The organism is Mycolicibacterium sarraceniae (genome assembly GCF_010731875.1).
GTDB classification, from domain to species: Bacteria; Actinomycetota; Actinomycetes; order Mycobacteriales; family Mycobacteriaceae; genus Mycobacterium; species Mycobacterium sarraceniae.
Genome location: NZ_AP022595.1, coordinates 2,681,612 through 2,698,587 on the forward strand (window position 1 = coordinate 2,681,612; position 16,976 = coordinate 2,698,587).

The 16,976-nt window shown below is 67.0% G+C and carries 14 protein-coding genes; 9 read left to right on the forward strand and 5 right to left on the reverse strand.

Going from position 1 to position 16,976, the window contains the following annotated elements; translation table 11 throughout:
- Positions 1-22: 22 nt before the first annotated feature.
- Positions 23-1,375, reverse strand: coding sequence for a chloride channel protein (locus tag G6N13_RS13535; RefSeq protein WP_163697747.1), 1,353 nt, complete (start codon positions 1,373-1,375; stop codon positions 23-25).
- A 28-nt stretch (positions 1,376-1,403) separates the two neighbouring features.
- Between G6N13_RS13535 and mshB the strand changes: the two genes are divergently transcribed.
- The gene (mshB, locus tag G6N13_RS13540) at positions 1,404-2,282 is read left to right on the forward strand and encodes an N-acetyl-1-D-myo-inositol-2-amino-2-deoxy-alpha-D-glucopyranoside deacetylase (RefSeq protein ID WP_170310449.1); all 879 of its coding nucleotides are present in this window, start codon (positions 1,404-1,406) and stop codon (positions 2,280-2,282) included.
- A 6-nt stretch (positions 2,283-2,288) separates the two neighbouring features.
- Positions 2,289-2,717: a hypothetical protein gene (locus G6N13_RS13545; RefSeq protein ID WP_163697751.1), complete on the forward strand. Its 429-nt coding sequence runs from the start codon at positions 2,289-2,291 to the stop codon at positions 2,715-2,717.
- Between the two features lie 6 nt (positions 2,718-2,723).
- Here the strand turns inward: G6N13_RS13545 and G6N13_RS13550 are convergent, their stop codons facing one another.
- Positions 2,724-3,683, reverse strand: a complete 960-nt coding sequence (locus G6N13_RS13550) for a hypothetical protein (protein WP_163697753.1) — start codon at positions 3,681-3,683, stop codon at positions 2,724-2,726.
- A 301-nt stretch (positions 3,684-3,984) separates the two neighbouring features.
- Between G6N13_RS13550 and G6N13_RS13555 the strand changes: the two genes are divergently transcribed.
- Entirely contained in the window at positions 3,985-6,483 is a 2,499-nt protein-coding gene (locus G6N13_RS13555) for a bifunctional FO biosynthesis protein CofGH (protein ID WP_407663728.1), read from the forward strand.
- Positions 6,484-6,594: 111 nt separating this feature from the next.
- On the opposite strand, the gene G6N13_RS13560 is transcribed toward G6N13_RS13555, so the two are convergent.
- A complete protein-coding gene (locus G6N13_RS13560) occupies positions 6,595-8,127 on the reverse strand; it encodes an amino acid permease (protein WP_163697757.1) in 1,533 nt (510 codons plus the stop codon).
- A gap of 115 nt (positions 8,128-8,242) precedes the next feature.
- Between G6N13_RS13560 and G6N13_RS13565 the strand changes: the two genes are divergently transcribed.
- The 4 genes from G6N13_RS13565 (at position 8,243) to dapC (ending at position 11,810) form a co-directional block, all read left to right on the forward strand.
- Positions 8,243-9,295 (forward strand): putative nucleotidyltransferase substrate binding domain-containing protein, encoded by a 1,053-nt coding sequence (locus tag G6N13_RS13565; RefSeq protein ID WP_163697759.1) that lies wholly within the window; start codon positions 8,243-8,245, stop codon positions 9,293-9,295.
- On the forward strand, positions 9,292-10,119 hold the full coding sequence (locus G6N13_RS13570; protein WP_235677753.1) for a Fic/DOC family protein: 828 nt from the start codon (positions 9,292-9,294) through the stop codon (positions 10,117-10,119). Before G6N13_RS13565 ends, G6N13_RS13570 begins: the two co-directional genes overlap by 4 nt.
- 246 nt (positions 10,120-10,365) lie before the next feature.
- On the forward strand, positions 10,366-10,689 hold the full coding sequence (fdxA, locus tag G6N13_RS13575; RefSeq protein ID WP_163697760.1) for a ferredoxin: 324 nt from the start codon (positions 10,366-10,368) through the stop codon (positions 10,687-10,689).
- A 14-nt stretch (positions 10,690-10,703) separates the two neighbouring features.
- Positions 10,704-11,810: a succinyldiaminopimelate transaminase gene (gene dapC / locus G6N13_RS13580; protein ID WP_322789266.1), complete on the forward strand. Its 1,107-nt coding sequence runs from the start codon at positions 10,704-10,706 to the stop codon at positions 11,808-11,810.
- 43 nt (positions 11,811-11,853) lie between these two features.
- Here the strand turns inward: dapC and G6N13_RS13585 are convergent, their stop codons facing one another.
- Together G6N13_RS13585 and G6N13_RS13590 are read right to left on the reverse strand one after the other, a co-directional pair.
- Positions 11,854-12,492, reverse strand: a complete 639-nt coding sequence (locus tag G6N13_RS13585) for a porin MspA (RefSeq protein ID WP_163697762.1) — start codon at positions 12,490-12,492, stop codon at positions 11,854-11,856.
- A gap of 195 nt (positions 12,493-12,687) precedes the next feature.
- Positions 12,688-14,247: a PucR family transcriptional regulator gene (locus G6N13_RS13590; protein WP_163697764.1), complete on the reverse strand. Its 1,560-nt coding sequence runs from the start codon at positions 14,245-14,247 to the stop codon at positions 12,688-12,690.
- An 84-nt stretch (positions 14,248-14,331) separates the two neighbouring features.
- Between G6N13_RS13590 and pruA the strand changes: the two genes are divergently transcribed.
- Together pruA and G6N13_RS13600 are read left to right on the forward strand one after the other, a co-directional pair.
- Positions 14,332-15,966 (forward strand): L-glutamate gamma-semialdehyde dehydrogenase, encoded by a 1,635-nt coding sequence (gene pruA, locus G6N13_RS13595; protein WP_163697766.1) that lies wholly within the window; start codon positions 14,332-14,334, stop codon positions 15,964-15,966.
- A complete protein-coding gene (locus G6N13_RS13600) occupies positions 15,963-16,922 on the forward strand; it encodes a proline dehydrogenase family protein (RefSeq protein ID WP_163697768.1) in 960 nt (319 codons plus the stop codon). The genes pruA and G6N13_RS13600 overlap by 4 nt, the downstream gene beginning before the upstream one ends.
- Positions 16,923-16,976 lie beyond the last annotated feature (54 nt).

A 16,976-nucleotide genomic window follows, 5' to 3' on the forward strand; every position in this document is an offset into this window, starting at 1 on the left:
CTACCCGATATGGCGTCTGTTGTCAGGGCTCGCCCCGGAAAACGTTTGGCGGCGAACCCGCGGACGGGGCCGTGTTGCCAACGGTCGGTTCGTGATGGTGGCAGTGGTGCGCGCCGGCGTGGTCCGATTCGGGTGAGCGGAAGCAGGTCGCAGACCATGTGCGCTGTGTGAGCCGACTGTCGAGCAGGTGGGCGGCGATCGCCGCGGCGGCGAACACGATCAGCATCCACACCGGTGGACGCGCCAGTTCCCACACGAACAATGCGGCCCAGGCCGGCGCGCCCTGAGTGATGGCCAGTACGCCCGCGGCGCAGGCCAATGACACCGCAGGCACGCTGATCGTCAAGGGCGTCCACGTGTTCACCGCGATGGCCACCACCGAGCCCATCGCCGCGCCTGTGGCCAGCGCCGGGGTGAGCAAGCCGCCGACCGCGCCAGTGCGCAGAAACATGGCGGTGAGCAGCGGTTTGAGAAGCAGGATGCTGCCGGCCGAGGCCAAGGTCAGGCCATAGGTGACGCTGACGGTCAGCACGCTCTTGCCGTTGCCCGGCAGTTCGGGCCACCAGTGGGAGAGCACACCGATCAGCAGCCCAGCGGCCCCGATCGCCGGGATCAGTCGCCATGAATCGGCGACGCGATGGGCTTTGGCATAGTCCATCAGCCGGTTGAATCCCCGACCCACCGCCACCGCCACCGGGGCGAGCAGGAGGGCGAAACCGGTGAGCAGATAGGACAGATGCAAAGCCGGCCACTGCAGCGGCACTTCGAGGTGGGTGACCGGGGCGGCTACCGCCACCGCGACGCTCGAGGTGATCAGCGCCGTCCCGGCGATCCGCAGACTCCAAGCGCGCAGCACGATCTGGATCGCGAATAGCGCGCCGCCCATCGGCACGCTGTAGACCGCTGCCAGACCCGCGCCCGCCGCGCAGCCGAGCAGGATGTGGCGGTCCCCGACCGTCAGCGACAGTCGAGAGGTGCCCAAATCGCCCAGGGCGGCGGCGAATTGCCGCGGCGCGCCCTCCCGGCCCAGGGATGCCCCCGCCCCGACCAGCAGCACCTGGAGTCCGGCGTCGAGCGTCAACGTCAGTCGCTGCATCGGCCCCGGCGCGGTGATCACGTCGGTCAGCGACGGCACCGGTGTTCGCCGCCGAAGCAGCCACCAGCCCAGACCTGCCAGGGTGCCACCGATCATCGGGCCCACCGCGCGTCGCACCGGGCTCGACTCGGTGACACCGTCCAGCAGTGTCCCGAAGCTGTAGTGGTAAGTCAGGTGCTCGACGGCGTGCAACACCAGCGTCGTCGCGGCGCCGGCGACACCGGCCAGCAGGCCGATCGCCAGGACCGCGCAGGCGAACTCCAGGTCGCGCCGCTTCACGGGCCGAATCTATGTCACCGGCGGCGGTATGGTGACGTTCGTGGCTTCGCAGGAGACTCCGCGGTTGTTGTTCGTGCACGCCCACCCGGACGACGAGACGATGAACAACGGTGTCACCATCGCGCACTACGTGCAGCGGGGCGCCGAGGTCACCGTCCTCACCTGCACCCTCGGTGAAGAGGGCGAGATCATCGACGACCGGTGGTTGCGGCTCGCGGTCGATGAGGCCGACCAGCTCGGTGGCTACCGCATCTACGAATTGACGACCGCCCTACAGAAGCTGGGTCTACCGGGCCCGCGATTCCTCGGCGGCGCGGGCCGGTGGCGCGACTCGGGGATGCCCGGTACCCCGGCGCGGGGTCGTACCAAGTTCATCGACGCCGATTTCGACGAAGCCGTCGGTCTTCTCGCCGAGGTGATCGACGAGCTGCGCCCCCACGTGATCGTCACCTACGACCCCGACGGTGGCTACGGGCACCCCGACCACATCCAGACCCACCACGTCACGACCGCAGCGGTCGCCGCCGCGACGTGGAAGGTGCCCAAGTTCTACTGGGGTGTCATCGGCGCCAGTGCTTTTCGCGACGGCGTGAATGCGCTCGGTGATGAAGACATCTTGGCCGACTGGATCCGCCCGCCCGCCGATGTCGTCTTCGGCTTCACCGACGAGAAGATCACCGCCGTCATCGAGGCACCCGAACATGTCTCGGCGAAGGTGGACGCCTACGCCGCGCACGCCACCCAGATGCTGGTCGGCCCGACCCGGCGCGCGTTCACCTTGTCCAACAAGCTGGTGCTGCCGGTGCTGGCCGCCGAACACTACGTGCTCGTAGAGGGCTCCCCGGGCCCGACCGATGAACGTGGTTGGGAGACTGACCTTCTGGCCGGCCTCGATATCGGGCAGTAGACAGGGTTGACGCAGCGACGAAGGGGCGCCGCCGGGCCCGCCGCGATCACCGAGGACCCCGGCGCGACCGACCCCGCCACCGGTACCGTGGTTCTTGCCCTGCTGGCCGTCGATGGCGTCATCTCGGCGGTGACCGGTGCGCTGTTTCTTCCGCTGTATCTCGGCTCGGCGCCGTTTCCCATCAGTGCTCTGCTCAGCGGGCTGGTGAATCTGGCGCTGGTGTGGGCGGCCGTCCACTGGACGGATTCCGCCCGCCTTGCCTCGCTGCCACTGCTGACGTGGCTGATCACCGTCGCAGCGCTGGCGCTCGGCGGGCCGGGCGGGGACATCGTGTTCGGCGGCCCCGGCGTGATGGGTTACGCGGTGCTGCTGTTTCTGGCGCTGGGCACCGCGCCGCCGGCGTGGTTTCTCTGGCGGCGCAGCAGCGCTAGCTGAGGCCGGCTACTTTGCGGACCTGTCCGCCTTGCTGGCCTTGGGGCCCTGACCGCGCGTGGAGCCGGCGGAGGACTGCTTCTTCGGTGCGCCGCTGACCGACGTGGCCGAACTGCTCTTGCCGGACGACGCATCGGTGCTGTCGGCCTTGGCGGTCTTCGAGGCGACCGACGTGCTGACGGTGCTGTCGGTGCCATCGGTCGGTTCGGCGCTGGCCGTGGTCTCAGTGGTATCCGTGTCGGCCGCGGCGGTGAGAGTCTCCGCCGATTCTTTGGCCGCCCCCGGGCGGGCGGAACGGCTGGTGCCCACGGCGGCGCCCGCCTTGGTCGTTGCCGCCTCGGAACTCGCCGCGGCGGCGGCCGACTTGGTGGCGGCGAATGGCAGCGGCGGTAATGGCGGGAACGGGAACCACTGCAGGGTCAGGAAGTAGGCGATCTGCTGGTTGACGACGGTGCTGAGGCCGACGCGGGTCGCATTCGCGACGGCGGTCAGGCCGTCACGCCACACGGTGGGGTTCCAGAAGTCGTTGACCACCGGGACGAGGAAGTTGTAAACGATGGCGTCGGCCACCGGCACTGTGAAATTCGGGTACCAGATGGAGATCTGGTCGCTGATGAGATAGCCGAATGGGATCCACCCCAGTAAAAACGGGCCCAGGTCCAGGGCCAAGTAGTTGGCCCAGTACATGATCGCCCCGTACGCCGCTTCGATAGCGTTCGAGACGTTGTTGTTTGCCTGCGCTGTTTTCTGGGCCTGGGGTTGCTGTGCCGCTGCCGCGGGAGCGGCTTGCCCCAGCGTCGCCGCAGCGGTGTTGACCTGATTGACCAGGGGTTGCGCTGCAGCGGACAGCCGTATCGTGTTCATCGTGATCGACGCGGGTGCCGATGGCTGGACCGGCGCGATCGTCATGGCTCCGACGACCAGCGCCGCCATCCCTGCAGTCAGATAGGAACGGCTGGACACTGTCACGGCGGAACCCCCTGCTTAGATTACAGCTAACAACGACAACTTACGTTGCTGACGGCGCAGTGAGACAAGTTTCTTTGCCGTGTTTGCAGTTTTGTGACCCGCTGAGACACCGGGCCGCACTGTTAACTGCGCGGACTACTGTGTGGACCATGTCCGTCACCCGAGTTTCAGATTGTGAGACAACCCGGATGATTTCCCAGTTCTGGACGGTTACCGGGGAGTGGCCCTGAACTCGCAGCCAAGTAGTCCGCTACCCACGCCGGTGGTTCCGACGCGGACTGAAGCTCCCTCGCCTGCCGCGATGAGACGTGTCCTGCGTCGAGCCCGCGACGGTGTCGCGCTCAACGTCGATGAGGCGGCGATCGCGTTAACCGCGCGCGGCTCCGACCTCGCCGACCTGTGCGCCAGCGCTGCCCGGGTGCGCGACGCGGGGCTGGAATCGGCTGGCCGTCGCGGTCCGACAGGCCGGCTTCCGGTCAGCTACTCGCGCAAGGTGTTCATCCCTGTCACGCACCTGTGTCGCGACACCTGCCATTACTGCACGTTCGTCACGGTGCCCGGCAAGCTGCGGGCGCAAGGCAAGGGCATGTTCATGGAGCCTGACGAGATCCTCGACGTAGCGCGCCGCGGCGCCGAATTGGGTTGCAAGGAAGCCTTGTTCACTCTCGGTGACCGTCCGGAGGCGCGCTGGGACGAGGCCAAGCAGTGGCTCGACGAACGGGGCTATGACTCCACGCTGGACTATGTGCGGGCGATGGCGATCCGGGTGCTCGAGGAGACCGGCCTGTTGCCGCATCTGAATCCCGGTGTGATGAGCTGGTCGGAGCTGTCGCGGCTCAAGCCGGTGGCGCCGTCGATGGGCATGATGCTGGAGACGACGTCGCGCCGACTCTTCGAGACCAAGGGCGAGGCCCATTACGGCAGCCCCGATAAGGATCCCACAGTGCGGCTGCGGACCCTGGATGACGCTGGCAGGCTTTCGGTTCCTTTCACCACAGGGCTGCTCGTCGGGATCGGCGAGACGCTGATCGAGCGTGCCGAGACGATCCACGCCATCCGGCGCTCCCATAAGGAGTTCGGTCACGTCCAGGAAGTGATCGTGCAGAACTTCCGGGCCAAGGACCACACCGCGATGGCGTCGGCGCCCGATGCCGGCATCGACGACTTCCTGGCCACCCTGGCGGTCACCCGCCTGGTGATGGGGCCCAAGGTTCGCATCCAGGCACCGCCGAACCTGGTTTCCCGGCAAGAGTGCCTGGCCCTGATCGGTGCGGGCGTCGACGACTGGGGTGGGGTGTCCCCGCTGACACCAGATCATGTCAACCCCGAGCGGCCCTGGCCTGCGCTCGACGAACTGGCCGCGGTCACCGCCGAGGCGGGCTACGACCTGGTGCAACGTCTGACGGCTCAGCCGCAGTACGTGCAGGCCGGTGCCGCCTGGATCGATCCCCGGGTCTATGGGCACGTCGAGGCGCTGGCCGACCCCGAGACCGGCTACGCACTCGACGTCACTCCGGTGGGCCGGCCATGGCAGGAGCCTGACGAGGCGACCGAGTCGCTCGGGCGCACCGACCTGCACACGGCGATCGATAGCGAGGGCCGGCTGACCGAGACCCGCAGCGATCTGGGTAGCGCGTTCGGCGACTGGGAGTCCATCCGCGAGAAGGTGCACGAGCTTGCCGCCCGCGCCCCCGAACGGCTCGACACCGACGTGCTGGTGGCGTTGCGGTCCGCCGAGCGGAATCCCGCCGCGTGCACCGACGACGAGTATCTGGCGCTGGCCACCGCCGAGGGGCCGGCAATGGATGCCGTTGCCGCACTGGCCGATGCGTTGCGCAAGGACGCTGTCGGCGACGATGTCACGTTCGTTGTCAACCGCAACATCAACTTCACCAACATCTGCTACACCGGCTGCCGGTTCTGCGCGTTCGCCCAGCGCAAGGGTGACGCCGACGCCTACTCGCTGTCCACCGACGAGGTCGCCGACCGCGCGTGGGAGGCGCATGTCGCCGGCGCCACCGAGGTCTGCATGCAGGGGGGCATCGATCCCGAGCTGCCGGTCACCGGGTACGCCGACCTGGTGCGCGCGGTCAAGGCGCGGGTACCGTCCATGCATGTCCATGCGTTCTCGCCGATGGAGATCTCCAACGGAGTCACCAAGAGCGGCTTGAGCATTCGGGAGTGGCTGACGGCGCTACGGGAAGCCGGTCTGGGTTCCATCCCCGGCACGGCTGCCGAGATCCTCGATGATGAGGTGCGCTGGGTGCTCACCAAGGGAAAGCTGCCGACATCGATGTGGATCGAGGTGGTCAGCACCGCCCACGAGGTGGGTCTGCGGTCCAGTTCGACGATGATGTACGGCCACGTCGACACCCCGAAGCACTGGGTGGGGCACCTCAACGTGCTGCGCGATATCCAGGACCGCACCGGTGGTTTCACCGAGTTCGTGCCGCTGCCGTTCGTGCATCAGAGCTCACCGCTGTACCTGGCCGGTGGCGCACGGCCGGGGCCCACGCACCGCGACAACCGGGCCGTGCACGCACTGGCGCGAATCATGTTGCACGGCAGAATCTCCAACATCCAGACCAGCTGGGTCAAACTCGGCGTCGAACGCACCCAGGTGATGCTGACCGGCGGAGCCAACGACCTCGGCGGCACGCTGATGGAGGAGACCATCTCGCGGATGGCCGGTTCGGAGAACGGGTCGGCGAAGTCCGTCGAGGAACTGATCGCCATCGCCGAGAGTATCGGTCGCCCCGCTCGCCAGCGCACCACGACGTACGCGGACCGCGCGGCCTAGGGACCCCACCGGGGGCGGTGAGCCGCGGTCGGACAGCCTGGCCTCGGCCTGCTGGGCCCGGGTGCCTTCGGCATTGGGCAGGGATTGATCCTGCGCATTGGACATCGTCGGCTACTTCTTCGGTTTCACCAGCGCGTCGACCGGGTCGGGTGCGCCTTCGCGGTCCTTGACCACCCGGTATGCCCAATAACCGGCGAGAAGCGTTATCCCGACGAAGATGACGGCGAAGTACTGCAAGAACAGCGAATCGCCCGTTGGGTTGTAGACCTCTTGGCGCGGCCAGCCGATGTTGATCACCAGCACTGTGCCCAACACCACCGCGATGAGGTTGACGGGGATGCCCCATTTCCCGAGATCCATGACGGGCGGCCCGTACGACAGGCTTGTACCGCGCAGTCGATGGATGAGCGCGGGCACGGTGACCATCAGATAGGCGAGGTAGACGATCACGACGGACACCGATGCGATCGCCGCGAACACGCTGGCCTGTCCGAGGTTGACCAGCAGCACACCGATAGCCAGCACGCTGACCGTGACACCGGTGATGACGGGAGTGCCGGTGCGCTTGTTGACCTGGGACAGGAACTTCCCGAACGGCAGCCGATTGTCGCGGGCCATGGAGAACATTACGCGTGAGGCTGAGGCTTGGATGGCCAGCGTTGCCGAGAACATCGCGACGGCGACCAGTGCCAACAAGGTTTTGCCCAGCCAGGTGCTGAGCTGACTCTCGATGATCCAAGCCATACCGCCGGTGGCCAGGTCGTCACCGAGGGTGGGCGCCGACATCAGCGCGGCCAGGATCATCAGGCCGCCGCCGACGAACGACACCAGGAGCGCGTTGACGATGGCTTTGGGTGCCGTCCGGCGGGGATCCTTGGTCTCCTCGGAAAGCTCTGCGGCGCTGTCGAATCCGTACATCACGTAGGCGGCCATCAACATCGAGGCCAAGAAGGCGGGCAGGTAGTGGATGCCGGTGCCGTGCCCGCCGGTGTCCACCACCGCCTGTACGGGTGACCGTTCGGCCTTGACGAACATCGCGATGATGATCAGCACCACGCCGACGATCTCGATCGTCACGCCGGTGACGGTGATCCGGGCCATGAATCGCACACCGGCGGCGCTGATGATGGTGCACAGGATGATCGTGATGCTGCCGAGGATGATCCCGTTGGTGGCGCCGTCGACGGAGAGCGGATCGATGTCGGTCCCGACGAGCTGGAATCCACTCCAGATCGGCGGCAGCACAGTCTGCATGGCGATGGCCAGGGCAGCGATCGAGACGATATAGCCGATCAGCATGAACCAGCCGGCAAACCAGCCGACGGCGTTACCGGCGAGTCGGCGAGACCATTGGTAGATGGCGCCGGCGACCGGAAACTTGCCCGACAGTTCCGCGAAGATCAGGCAGACGCAGAACTGACAGACGAAGACGATCGGCCAGGTGAAGAAGAATGCCGGGCCGCCGAGGGCAAAACCCAACGGGAAGAAGGCGAATACCGTCGTCAGGATCGAGACGAAGGAGAAGCCGGACGCGAAGGCGGCGTACCCGCCGATGCCGCGATGCAACTCCTGGGTGTAGCCGAGCTCTTCGAGGGTCGACGCGTCCTCCTGCGACGAAATCGCAGGGTCGAATCTGGCGGTCATGTAGCGCTCCTCGTCTCATGGTCAGACGATGTAAATTAGCCTTGCTGTGGGGCGGTGCGGTTTCGTCGATGTCACCACTGTGTGGCCACCGAGTGCGCGGGAGACAATCGACGGCATGGCCGTCGAGTTGCCTCCGGGCGCTGATATCGCTGCTGCTATCGGCGCTATCGATCGCGCCGACGGAGAGCCCGCGCTGCGGGCCGGATTGGACCGGGCGCGAACGCTGATCGTGGCCGAGTCGCGGGCGTCCACCCCGGCCATTGGCAACGCGGCCAACTGGTCGGCGGTCCTGCGCCATGGCGTTGCCGCCGCGGTGCGATTAACCACGGCTGACCGCGCGATGGCGTGGACATGGTTCGTCTCGGGCAGTGCCGCCCGCGGGGAGGCAGTCCCCGGTTCGGATGTGGAAACCCTCCTCGCGCTGGGTGACGACGTCGACGCGGACGCCAAGACGGCCGCGCAGGAACTGGCCGCCGACGTGCACGGGTTGCTCGACCGTTGCGACATCGGTGGTGACGCCAATGGTGTTCTTGCCAGCCGATCGCGATTCTGTCGCAGGCTGGGCAGCTGGTCGGAGAGCATCGTGCGGTGGGTGGACGCCCCGCGTGAAGACCGGGGTGTGGTGATGACCGGGATCGTCGCCGACTCGGGGGCCGTCTACAGCTCGATGCAAATCTCCGAAAGTGCTTTGCGCACAACGAGTCTAGCTGCAGTCGCGACTACCCCGGGCACCCTGCGGTGGATGCTGCAGGACGCGACGGCCGTGCGATCCACCTTTCCGTCCCGGTTACGGACATTCGCTCTGGGTGCCGATACCGTTGACCTCAAGCTCGCGGCGATCGATCCCATCGTCAAGACCGCCCGATGGGCGGCGTTGTCGGCGGGATCGTCGGCGCTGTCCACTCCGGGCCGCCTCGCCGATGCTGCCGAGCGCAACATTCTGGATCCTGTGGATGCCTCGACCCTCGATGACTGCTTTCAGCAGCTGCTCCGGTTTCGCTGGCAGTGTCGCTGCGCTGCCTGGCTTTCCGGGCAGCGCCCCACCGACACCGTCACGCTGGCGGACCTGGCACCCCATCAGCGGGCGCAGTTGCGATCCATCGCCCGCGAGGTGGCAGGGATTCGGCGGAAGTTCAGCTACCTGGCCAACACACCGGGAATTCAGTGACGGTGATCGACAGCCTGCAGGTGTTCGACGGCGTGGCTGAACCGCTGCGCCATGCGATCGGCCAGGCCGTCGCGGCCGAACGGCTCGAGGGCTGGCAGCCGACCACGGGCCATGTTGCCGACCTGGTCGCGCTGGCAGGCGCGCAGATGTCGTTCGGTGACTACCTCAGCCGTTACCTGAAGGACATCCACAGAAGCCGTGCTCCACGTCCCCGGCGGATGTTCCAGCGCCGGCGTCCGTACCTGATTCCCGGAACGGCAGTGCTGCGCAACAATTTCGGCGTTTGCGAGGCCGAGCAGTTGCGCGAGCTGGAGTTCATCGCCACGGCAGCTCGACTGGTGCAGTGGCACATCACGCTGATCGAGGGTGATGTGACGACCGCTGACCTCGACGCCGCACGCCTGCATCAGCACGTATTCGCCGACGTCTACGCATGGGCGGGGAGTTTCCGGACAGTTGAGCTACGCCGTGGTGACTCAGCATTCGCCTGGCAGTCCAGCGTCGCCCACGCGGTCTCGGCAGTCGAGCGCTCCGCGCGGCGACTGGTGGCGCAAAGCCACGCCCTCGACACTCCGGGCCTCGCCTATGAGATGTCGGTTCTGTATGCCGAATACAACAGAATCCATCCGTTTCGTGAAGGAAACGGGCGCACCGGGACACTGCTTCTGCATACGGTGGCCACGCTGTGCGGCCGACGGCTGGATCTCGCGACGGTGACCCGCGACGAGTGGTACCGAGCATCGCGGGAAAGCATGCCAACACGTCGAGAAGGCCGCGCCGGCCACCGGCCGTTCCTGGCGATACTCGGGCGGGCCCTGCGGTAGCTGCAACGTCAGTGTTGTTGCCGCGGCATCTGCGCGTGTGGCTGGTTAATGTACGAAACATCTAGTATCAGTTACCGCGCGCCACACTGAGCAGACTGGTATGGGATACCTGAGAAGTTAGGGCACACTGAGTCGGCTATCCGGCAACCGGCATCGGATACTAGGCGTTCTCAGCGCCCGCGCTAGACACCCAGCCACACCGAAGAACAGCCACCCCGACGAGTAGACAGACCGAGGAGAACCTCAGTGACGTACACGATTGCCGAACCCTGCGTCGACATCAAGGACAAGGCATGTATTGAGGAATGCCCCGTCGACTGCATCTACGAGGGCGCACGCATGCTGTACATCCACCCTGACGAGTGCGTGGACTGTGGCGCATGCGAGCCGGTCTGCCCGGTGGAGGCGATCTACTACGAGGACGACGTCCCGGATCAGTGGTCGGGATACACCGCAGTCAACGCCGACTTCTTCGCCGAACTCGGTTCGCCGGGCGGTGCCTCGAAGGTCGGGCAGACCGACAATGATCCGCAGTTCGTCAAGGATCTGCCGCCCAAGGAAGAGGCCTGACGACTCCGACCCCGTTGCGCGCGCGGCGCCGTCCGGTTTCGGCGGCGCTGCCTGTCTTCCCGTGGGACACCCTGGCCGAGGTGACGGCCACCGCACGGGCGCACCCCGGCGGCATAGTCGATCTGTCGGTGGGCACCCCCGTGGACGAGGTGGCTCCGGTGATCCGGGAGGCGCTCGCCGCGGCCAGTGGCGCACCAGGCTATCCGACTACCGCGGGCACGCCGGCCCTGCGCGCGGCGGCGGTGTCCGCATTGCGCCGGCGCTACGGTGTCACCGGGCTGGCCGAGCAGTCGGTGTTGCCGGTCGTCGGCACGAAGGAACTCATCGCGTGGCTGCCGACCCTGCTGGGCGTTGGCGCCGATGACGTGGTCGTGGTGCCCGAACTGGCGTATCCGACCTACGACGTCGGGGCGCGCCTGGCCGGTGCCCGGGTGATTCCCGCCGACTCGGTGACCCAACTCGGTCCCGAGTCGCCCGCGGTGCTGTTCATCAACTCCCCGAGCAACCCGACGGGCAAGGTGCTGGGCCGCGACCATCTGCGCAAGGTTGTCGAATGGGCCCGAGAGCGCGGCACGCTGGTGGTGTCCGACGAGTGCTATCTGGGTCTGGCCTGGGAAGCGGAGCCGACCTCGGTGCTGCATGACTCGGTCAGCGGCGGTGACCACACCGGGCTACTGGCGGTGCACTCGCTATCCAAGACGTCGTCACTGGCGGGGTATCGCGCCGGCTTCGTCGCCGGCGACCCCGATGTGGTCGCCGAGCTACTGGCGGTGCGCAAACACGCCGGAATGATGGTCCCGACGCCGGTGCAGGCGGCGATGGTGGCCGCGCTCGATGACGACGCCCATGAACTCGACCAGCGGCAGCGCTATGCTCGCCGCCGCGATGTGCTCCTCGCCGCGATGCGATCCGCGGATTTCACCGTCGACGATTCCGGGGCGGGACTTTATTTGTGGGCTACTCGCGCTGAGCCGTGCCGGACGACACTGTCCTGGCTGGCCGAGCGTGGCATTCTCGTCGCTCCCGGGGAGTTCTACGGAGCACGCGGTGCGCAGCACGTTCGGGTGGCGCTGACCGCGACGGATGAACGAATCAACGCCGCGGTGGAGCGGCTGGGCTAGCGAGTCCAACCGCCCCACCCAAGCGGGGGTCAGAACCGGTCGATCAGTTCATGTTCCAGGGTTCGCCGTAGGTGGTGACGCTGTCACCGGCCTTGGAGATGAGTCGGGCGAAGGGGCGCAGCAACACACCGCCGGCGGCGCCGGTGACGGTGCCGTGGGCGTTAGACACCGCGACCGAGCCGTTGGGGCCGGAGACGTCCACCGAGAAGGTGGCGACTTCCTGGATACCGGGGCCGTTGCCCAGGTCAGCGCTGATCGAGACACCCGGGAACAGGTTCGGGGTGATCGCCGAGCCCAGCGGGTTGAAGCCCGCCGGGGAGAGATTCGCGTCGTCGAGCAGGATGTTCGGGGTGGTGTAGCTGAAGTTGATGCCCACACCCAGCGACCAGGGGAAGCCGACCTGGTAGCCCAGCTCCAAGGTCCCCGCGAACTCATCGGCACCGGGGCCGACCACGCTGTAAACAGCCTTGCCGGAGTGGAACCACTCACGAGTCAGCCGGTTGCGGTCCAGGGGGAACACACCGTTGAGGAAGGTGTCCCACTGCTGAATCGTCATCGTGCGGCCACCGCCGTCGACCAAACTCAGTTCATTGTCCAAACCGGCGTGCGACGTGCCGGTCCCGACGAACAACGCCGCGACGGCAGCGATCATCGCCACCAGCACTCGACCCAGATGTTTCATGCTGACCCCTTGGTGCTAGGTGGTTCGACGGTGATCGGCGGCCCCGATCGCCGAGGTTTCTTGCGGGTGTCTTGCGCCGTGAGAGGGCTCGCACCCAATCATGACAAAAGCCTCATCGGCAACAGATGCAACATTGTTACCAGGTCGGCCAAAAAATCTCTCGGTGCATGCGGCGCGGCAACCTAACGGCGTCGATCAGGCGATCGCCCGCAGGCTTAGTGACAGTAGTAGCCGGACGTCGGGATCGCCCAGTGAGGTGGAGAGTACCTGTTCAAGGCGGCGAACGCGGTAGCGGACGGTGTTCGGGTGGACGTGCAGGGCCGCCGCGGCCGCTGCGACGTCGCCGAAGCTGTCCAGGTAGATCCGCAGGGTTTCGGCCAGCACCGGCTCGGCCTGCCGCAGTCGGCGCACCCGCGGATCGACGAGTCGTGCCTCGGCGGCCACCAGGGTGACGATCTCGTCGAGCAGCACCGTCGTGCGGGCCTCGGCCAGAGTCGTCACCTGACCGAACACCGGGTGCCGCGCGGCGCTGTCGAAGACGCGGTCGATATCGCGGCGGGCGCCGGCGACCTCGGACAGGCCGCCCACCGGCGCCGCGATCACCGCGCGTAAGTCCAGGCCCAGCTCGGTGCGCAGCGCGCTGATCGTGCCGCGGATCCACGACACAACCGCGGCTGTGCGGCCGGAGTCCGGCAACACCACATACACCCGCTGCGCATTGGCGGCTACCTGCGCGTCAGGGCGAAAAGCGCTGGCGCTCAACGCCAGAACGTCTGCCATCCGAGGGTGTGGGTCCACGGCGATGAAACCGATCACGGCCGCGCGCCCGTCGAGGGGGACGTCAAGGTCGCGCGCCAGCGTGGCGAGGTCGGTCGCGTCGGCCTCCGCAAGCCCGAGCACCTGCTGGACTGCCAGCAGATGTGCTGACGGTCGCGCCGCCAGTCGGGCCATGATCCGGGCGGCCAGCACTGCCGCGCCGCGCAGCACCTCCTCGGCATCGTCGGCCAGCGGCCGCGAGCCCTGCTGCACCCAGATGGTGCCGTCGAATCCGGGGGAGCTCTGGCGGTGGATGCCGATGGCCAACCGCGGCCGCAGCCGCAATTCGGGCCGCTCATCGACGGCGACCACCTCAGCCCCGGCGCGCAGCCGGTCGAAGATTCCCCACTGGGCGATCCAGCGCAGATGCTCCGGCGGGCCGGCCCGGCCCAGGATCGACAGCCGCCGCAGCTCGTCGGCCTCGTCGTTGGACGCCGAATACCCCAGCACATGCGACTGGGCGTCTTCGATGCTCACCATGCCGTGGGTGCGGTCGGCGATCGATTGCGCCAGGGCGAACAGATCGGTGCCGGAATCGGTGACCGAATCGCTGCGCCGGTGCTCGAAAACATGGTTGACCAGCCGGTACAGCCGTTCCCACCGAGCCTTGGGATCGACAGCGACGACGGCGGCTCCGGCGGCCACCGCCCGCGCCACGACGGCGTCGGAGGGTTCCTTGACGAAGATCGCCGCCGGCGGCCCGTGCGCGGCGATCTGCCGGTCCAGCCATCCGGCGGCGTCGGCATCGGAAATCCCCAGCAGGAAGAACACGTCTGCCGAGCCGGCGCTGACCGACAGGCCCAGCCGCACATCGTCGGCGTCGATCAGGGCAGCGGATCGAACCGGGCGGTCCAGCCCCCGGGGTGCTTCGACGAGTCGGACCAGCGTTGCATCCAGGGCCAACACCAGCTGGCCCAGCCCGACACCGGCCTCACGCATGTTGGCTGATGCTACTAGCAGAGTAGGTCGTCATTGTCGGATCAGCCAACAGTTTGGCGTGCGCCGAGCGCGATCCTGGACTGCATGGACGCCCACACCGAAGTTCCCGTACCGGCCAACGAGCCGGTCCACAATTTCGCACCGCACACCGCCGAGCGGGCCCGTCTGACCGCGGCCCTGCACGATCTATCCGCCCACCCCATCGATCTGCCGCACGTCGTCGGTGGCTACCACCATCTGGGCGACGGCGAACGCATCGACGTCGTCCAGCCGCATCGGCACAGTGCCCGGCTGGGGACGCTGTCCAACGCGACCACCGCCGACGCCGTGGCTGCGGTCGACGCCGCGATGGCGGCCAAACGGGACTGGGCCGCCACCCCGTTCGACGAGCGCGCCGCGGTGTTCCTACGCGCCGCCGACCTGTTGGCCGGCCCCTGGCGGGAGACGATCGCCGCGGCCACTATGTTGGGCCAATCCAAGACCGCCTACCAGGCCGAGATCGACGCGCCCTGCGAACTGGTCGACTTCTGGCGCTTCAACGTCGCCTTCGCCCGTCAGATCCTGGCCCAGCAGCCGATCAGCGGGCCCGGCGTGTGGAATCGCACCGACTATCGACCGCTGGACGGTTTCGTCTACGCCGTCACACCGTTCAACTTCACCGCGATCGCGGGCAATCTGCCGACCGCGCCGGCGCTGATGGGCAACGTCGTGGTGTGGAAGCCGTCGATCGCCCAGACGTTCGCCGCCTATCTGACGATGCAACTGCTGGAGGCGGCCGGTCTGCCGCCCGGGGTGATCAATCTTGTTACCGGTGACGGATACGCGGTCTCCGATGTGGTGCTCGCCGACCGACGACTGTCGGGTATCCACTTCACCGGATCGACCGCCACCTTCGCCCACCTGTGGCGGGAAGTCGGCTCCCGCATCGCCGACTACGACAGCTACCCGCGGCTGGTCGGCGAGACCGGTGGGAAGGATTTCGTGGTCGCTCACAGCTCGGCGAACCCGGATGTGTTGCGTACGGCGCTGATTCGCGGTGCGTTCGACTATCAGGGTCAGAAATGTTCGGCCGCATCCAGGGCGTTCGTCGCGCGCTCGGTGTGGCAGGCGATGGGCGATGACTTCCTTGCTGCCACCGAGGCCCTGAGCTACGGCGATATCACCGACCTTTCGAACTATGGCGGTGCCGTCATCGATGCCCGCGCGTTCGCCAAGAGTGTCCGCGCTATCGAGCGTGCCAAGAGCGCGCCGGGTGTGACGATCGCCGTCGGCGGTGAATGTGATGACAGCGAAGGCTATTTCGTGCGACCCACCGTGCTGCTATCCGATGACCCGACCGACGAGGCGTTCAGCACCGAGTACTTCGGGCCGATCCTGGCGGTGCACGTCTACCCCGACGACGAGTTTGACGCCGTGCTCGACACCGTCGATCAGGGGTCCAAGTATGCGTTGACGGGGGCGGTGATCGCCGACGATCGGGGTGCGGTGCGGACAGCTCAGGAGCGGCTGCGTTTCGCCGCGGGCAACTTTTACATCAACGACAAGCCGACCGGGGCCGTCGTCGGGCAGCAGCCGTTCGGTGGATCGCGGGCCTCGGGTACCAACGACAAGGCCGGCTCGCTGCTGAACCTGTTGCGCTGGACGTCGGCGCGGTCGATCAAGGAGACGTTCGTGGCGCCCACCGACCATAGGTACCCGCATATGGAGGTCGAAGCATGAGCGTCTTCGCCTCCGTCATGCGGCCGGTGATCTTGGCGGCCGGCCGGTCACATCGCCTGCGCCACAGCGCCGAACGGATGCCGATCGCCCGCGACGTGGTGAACCGGTTCGTGCCCGGCGAGACCGTCGATGACGCGCTCGCCGCGGTCACGGTACTGCGTGGCTCGAGCCGACTGGTCAGCATCGACTACCTCGGTGAGGATGTCACCGACATCGATGCTGCTGAGTCGACGGTCACGGCCTACCTGCGCCTGCTCGACGCGCTGGGCGCCTGCGGCGACAATCGGGCGGCCGTGCGTCCACTGGAGGTGTCGCTAAAACTATCGGCACTCGGCCAGGCATTGCCCACAGACGGTGACAAGGTCGCCTTCGAGAACGCCCACACCATCTGCCAGCGGGCCCAGCAGGTCGGCGCGTGGGTCACGATCGACGCCGAGGATCACACCACCACCGACTCCACGCTGTCGATCGTGCGGGAGCTGCGCACTGAATTCCCTTGGCTGGGAACGGTGCTACAGGCCTATCTCACACGGACCGAAGCTGACTGTGCCGAGTTCGCGGCGGCCGGCGCTCGCATCAGGCTGTGTAAAGGCGCCTACGACGAACCGGCATCGGTGGCCTACCGGGACGCGGGCGAGGTCACCGCGTCCTACCTGCGCTGCCTGCGCACGCTGATGGCCGGTGACGGCTACCCGATGGTCGCCTCACACGATCCGGCCGTGATCGCCGCCGCTGGCGAGATGGCCCGCGAATTCGGCCGTTACTCAGAAAGATTCGAATACCAGATGCTCTACGGCATCCGTGATGCCGAGCAGCGCAAGCTCGCGGCGCAGGGCAATCATGTGCGGGTGTACGTGCCATTCGGCACCCAGTGGTACGGCTACTTCGTCCGGCGACTTGCCGAACGCCCGGCCAACCTGATGTTCTTCCTTCGGGCACTGGCGCACGGTCACTGACCCAGCCGGTTCGGCACCATGGCGACCACCGCGGCGAAACCTATGCCGCAAAGG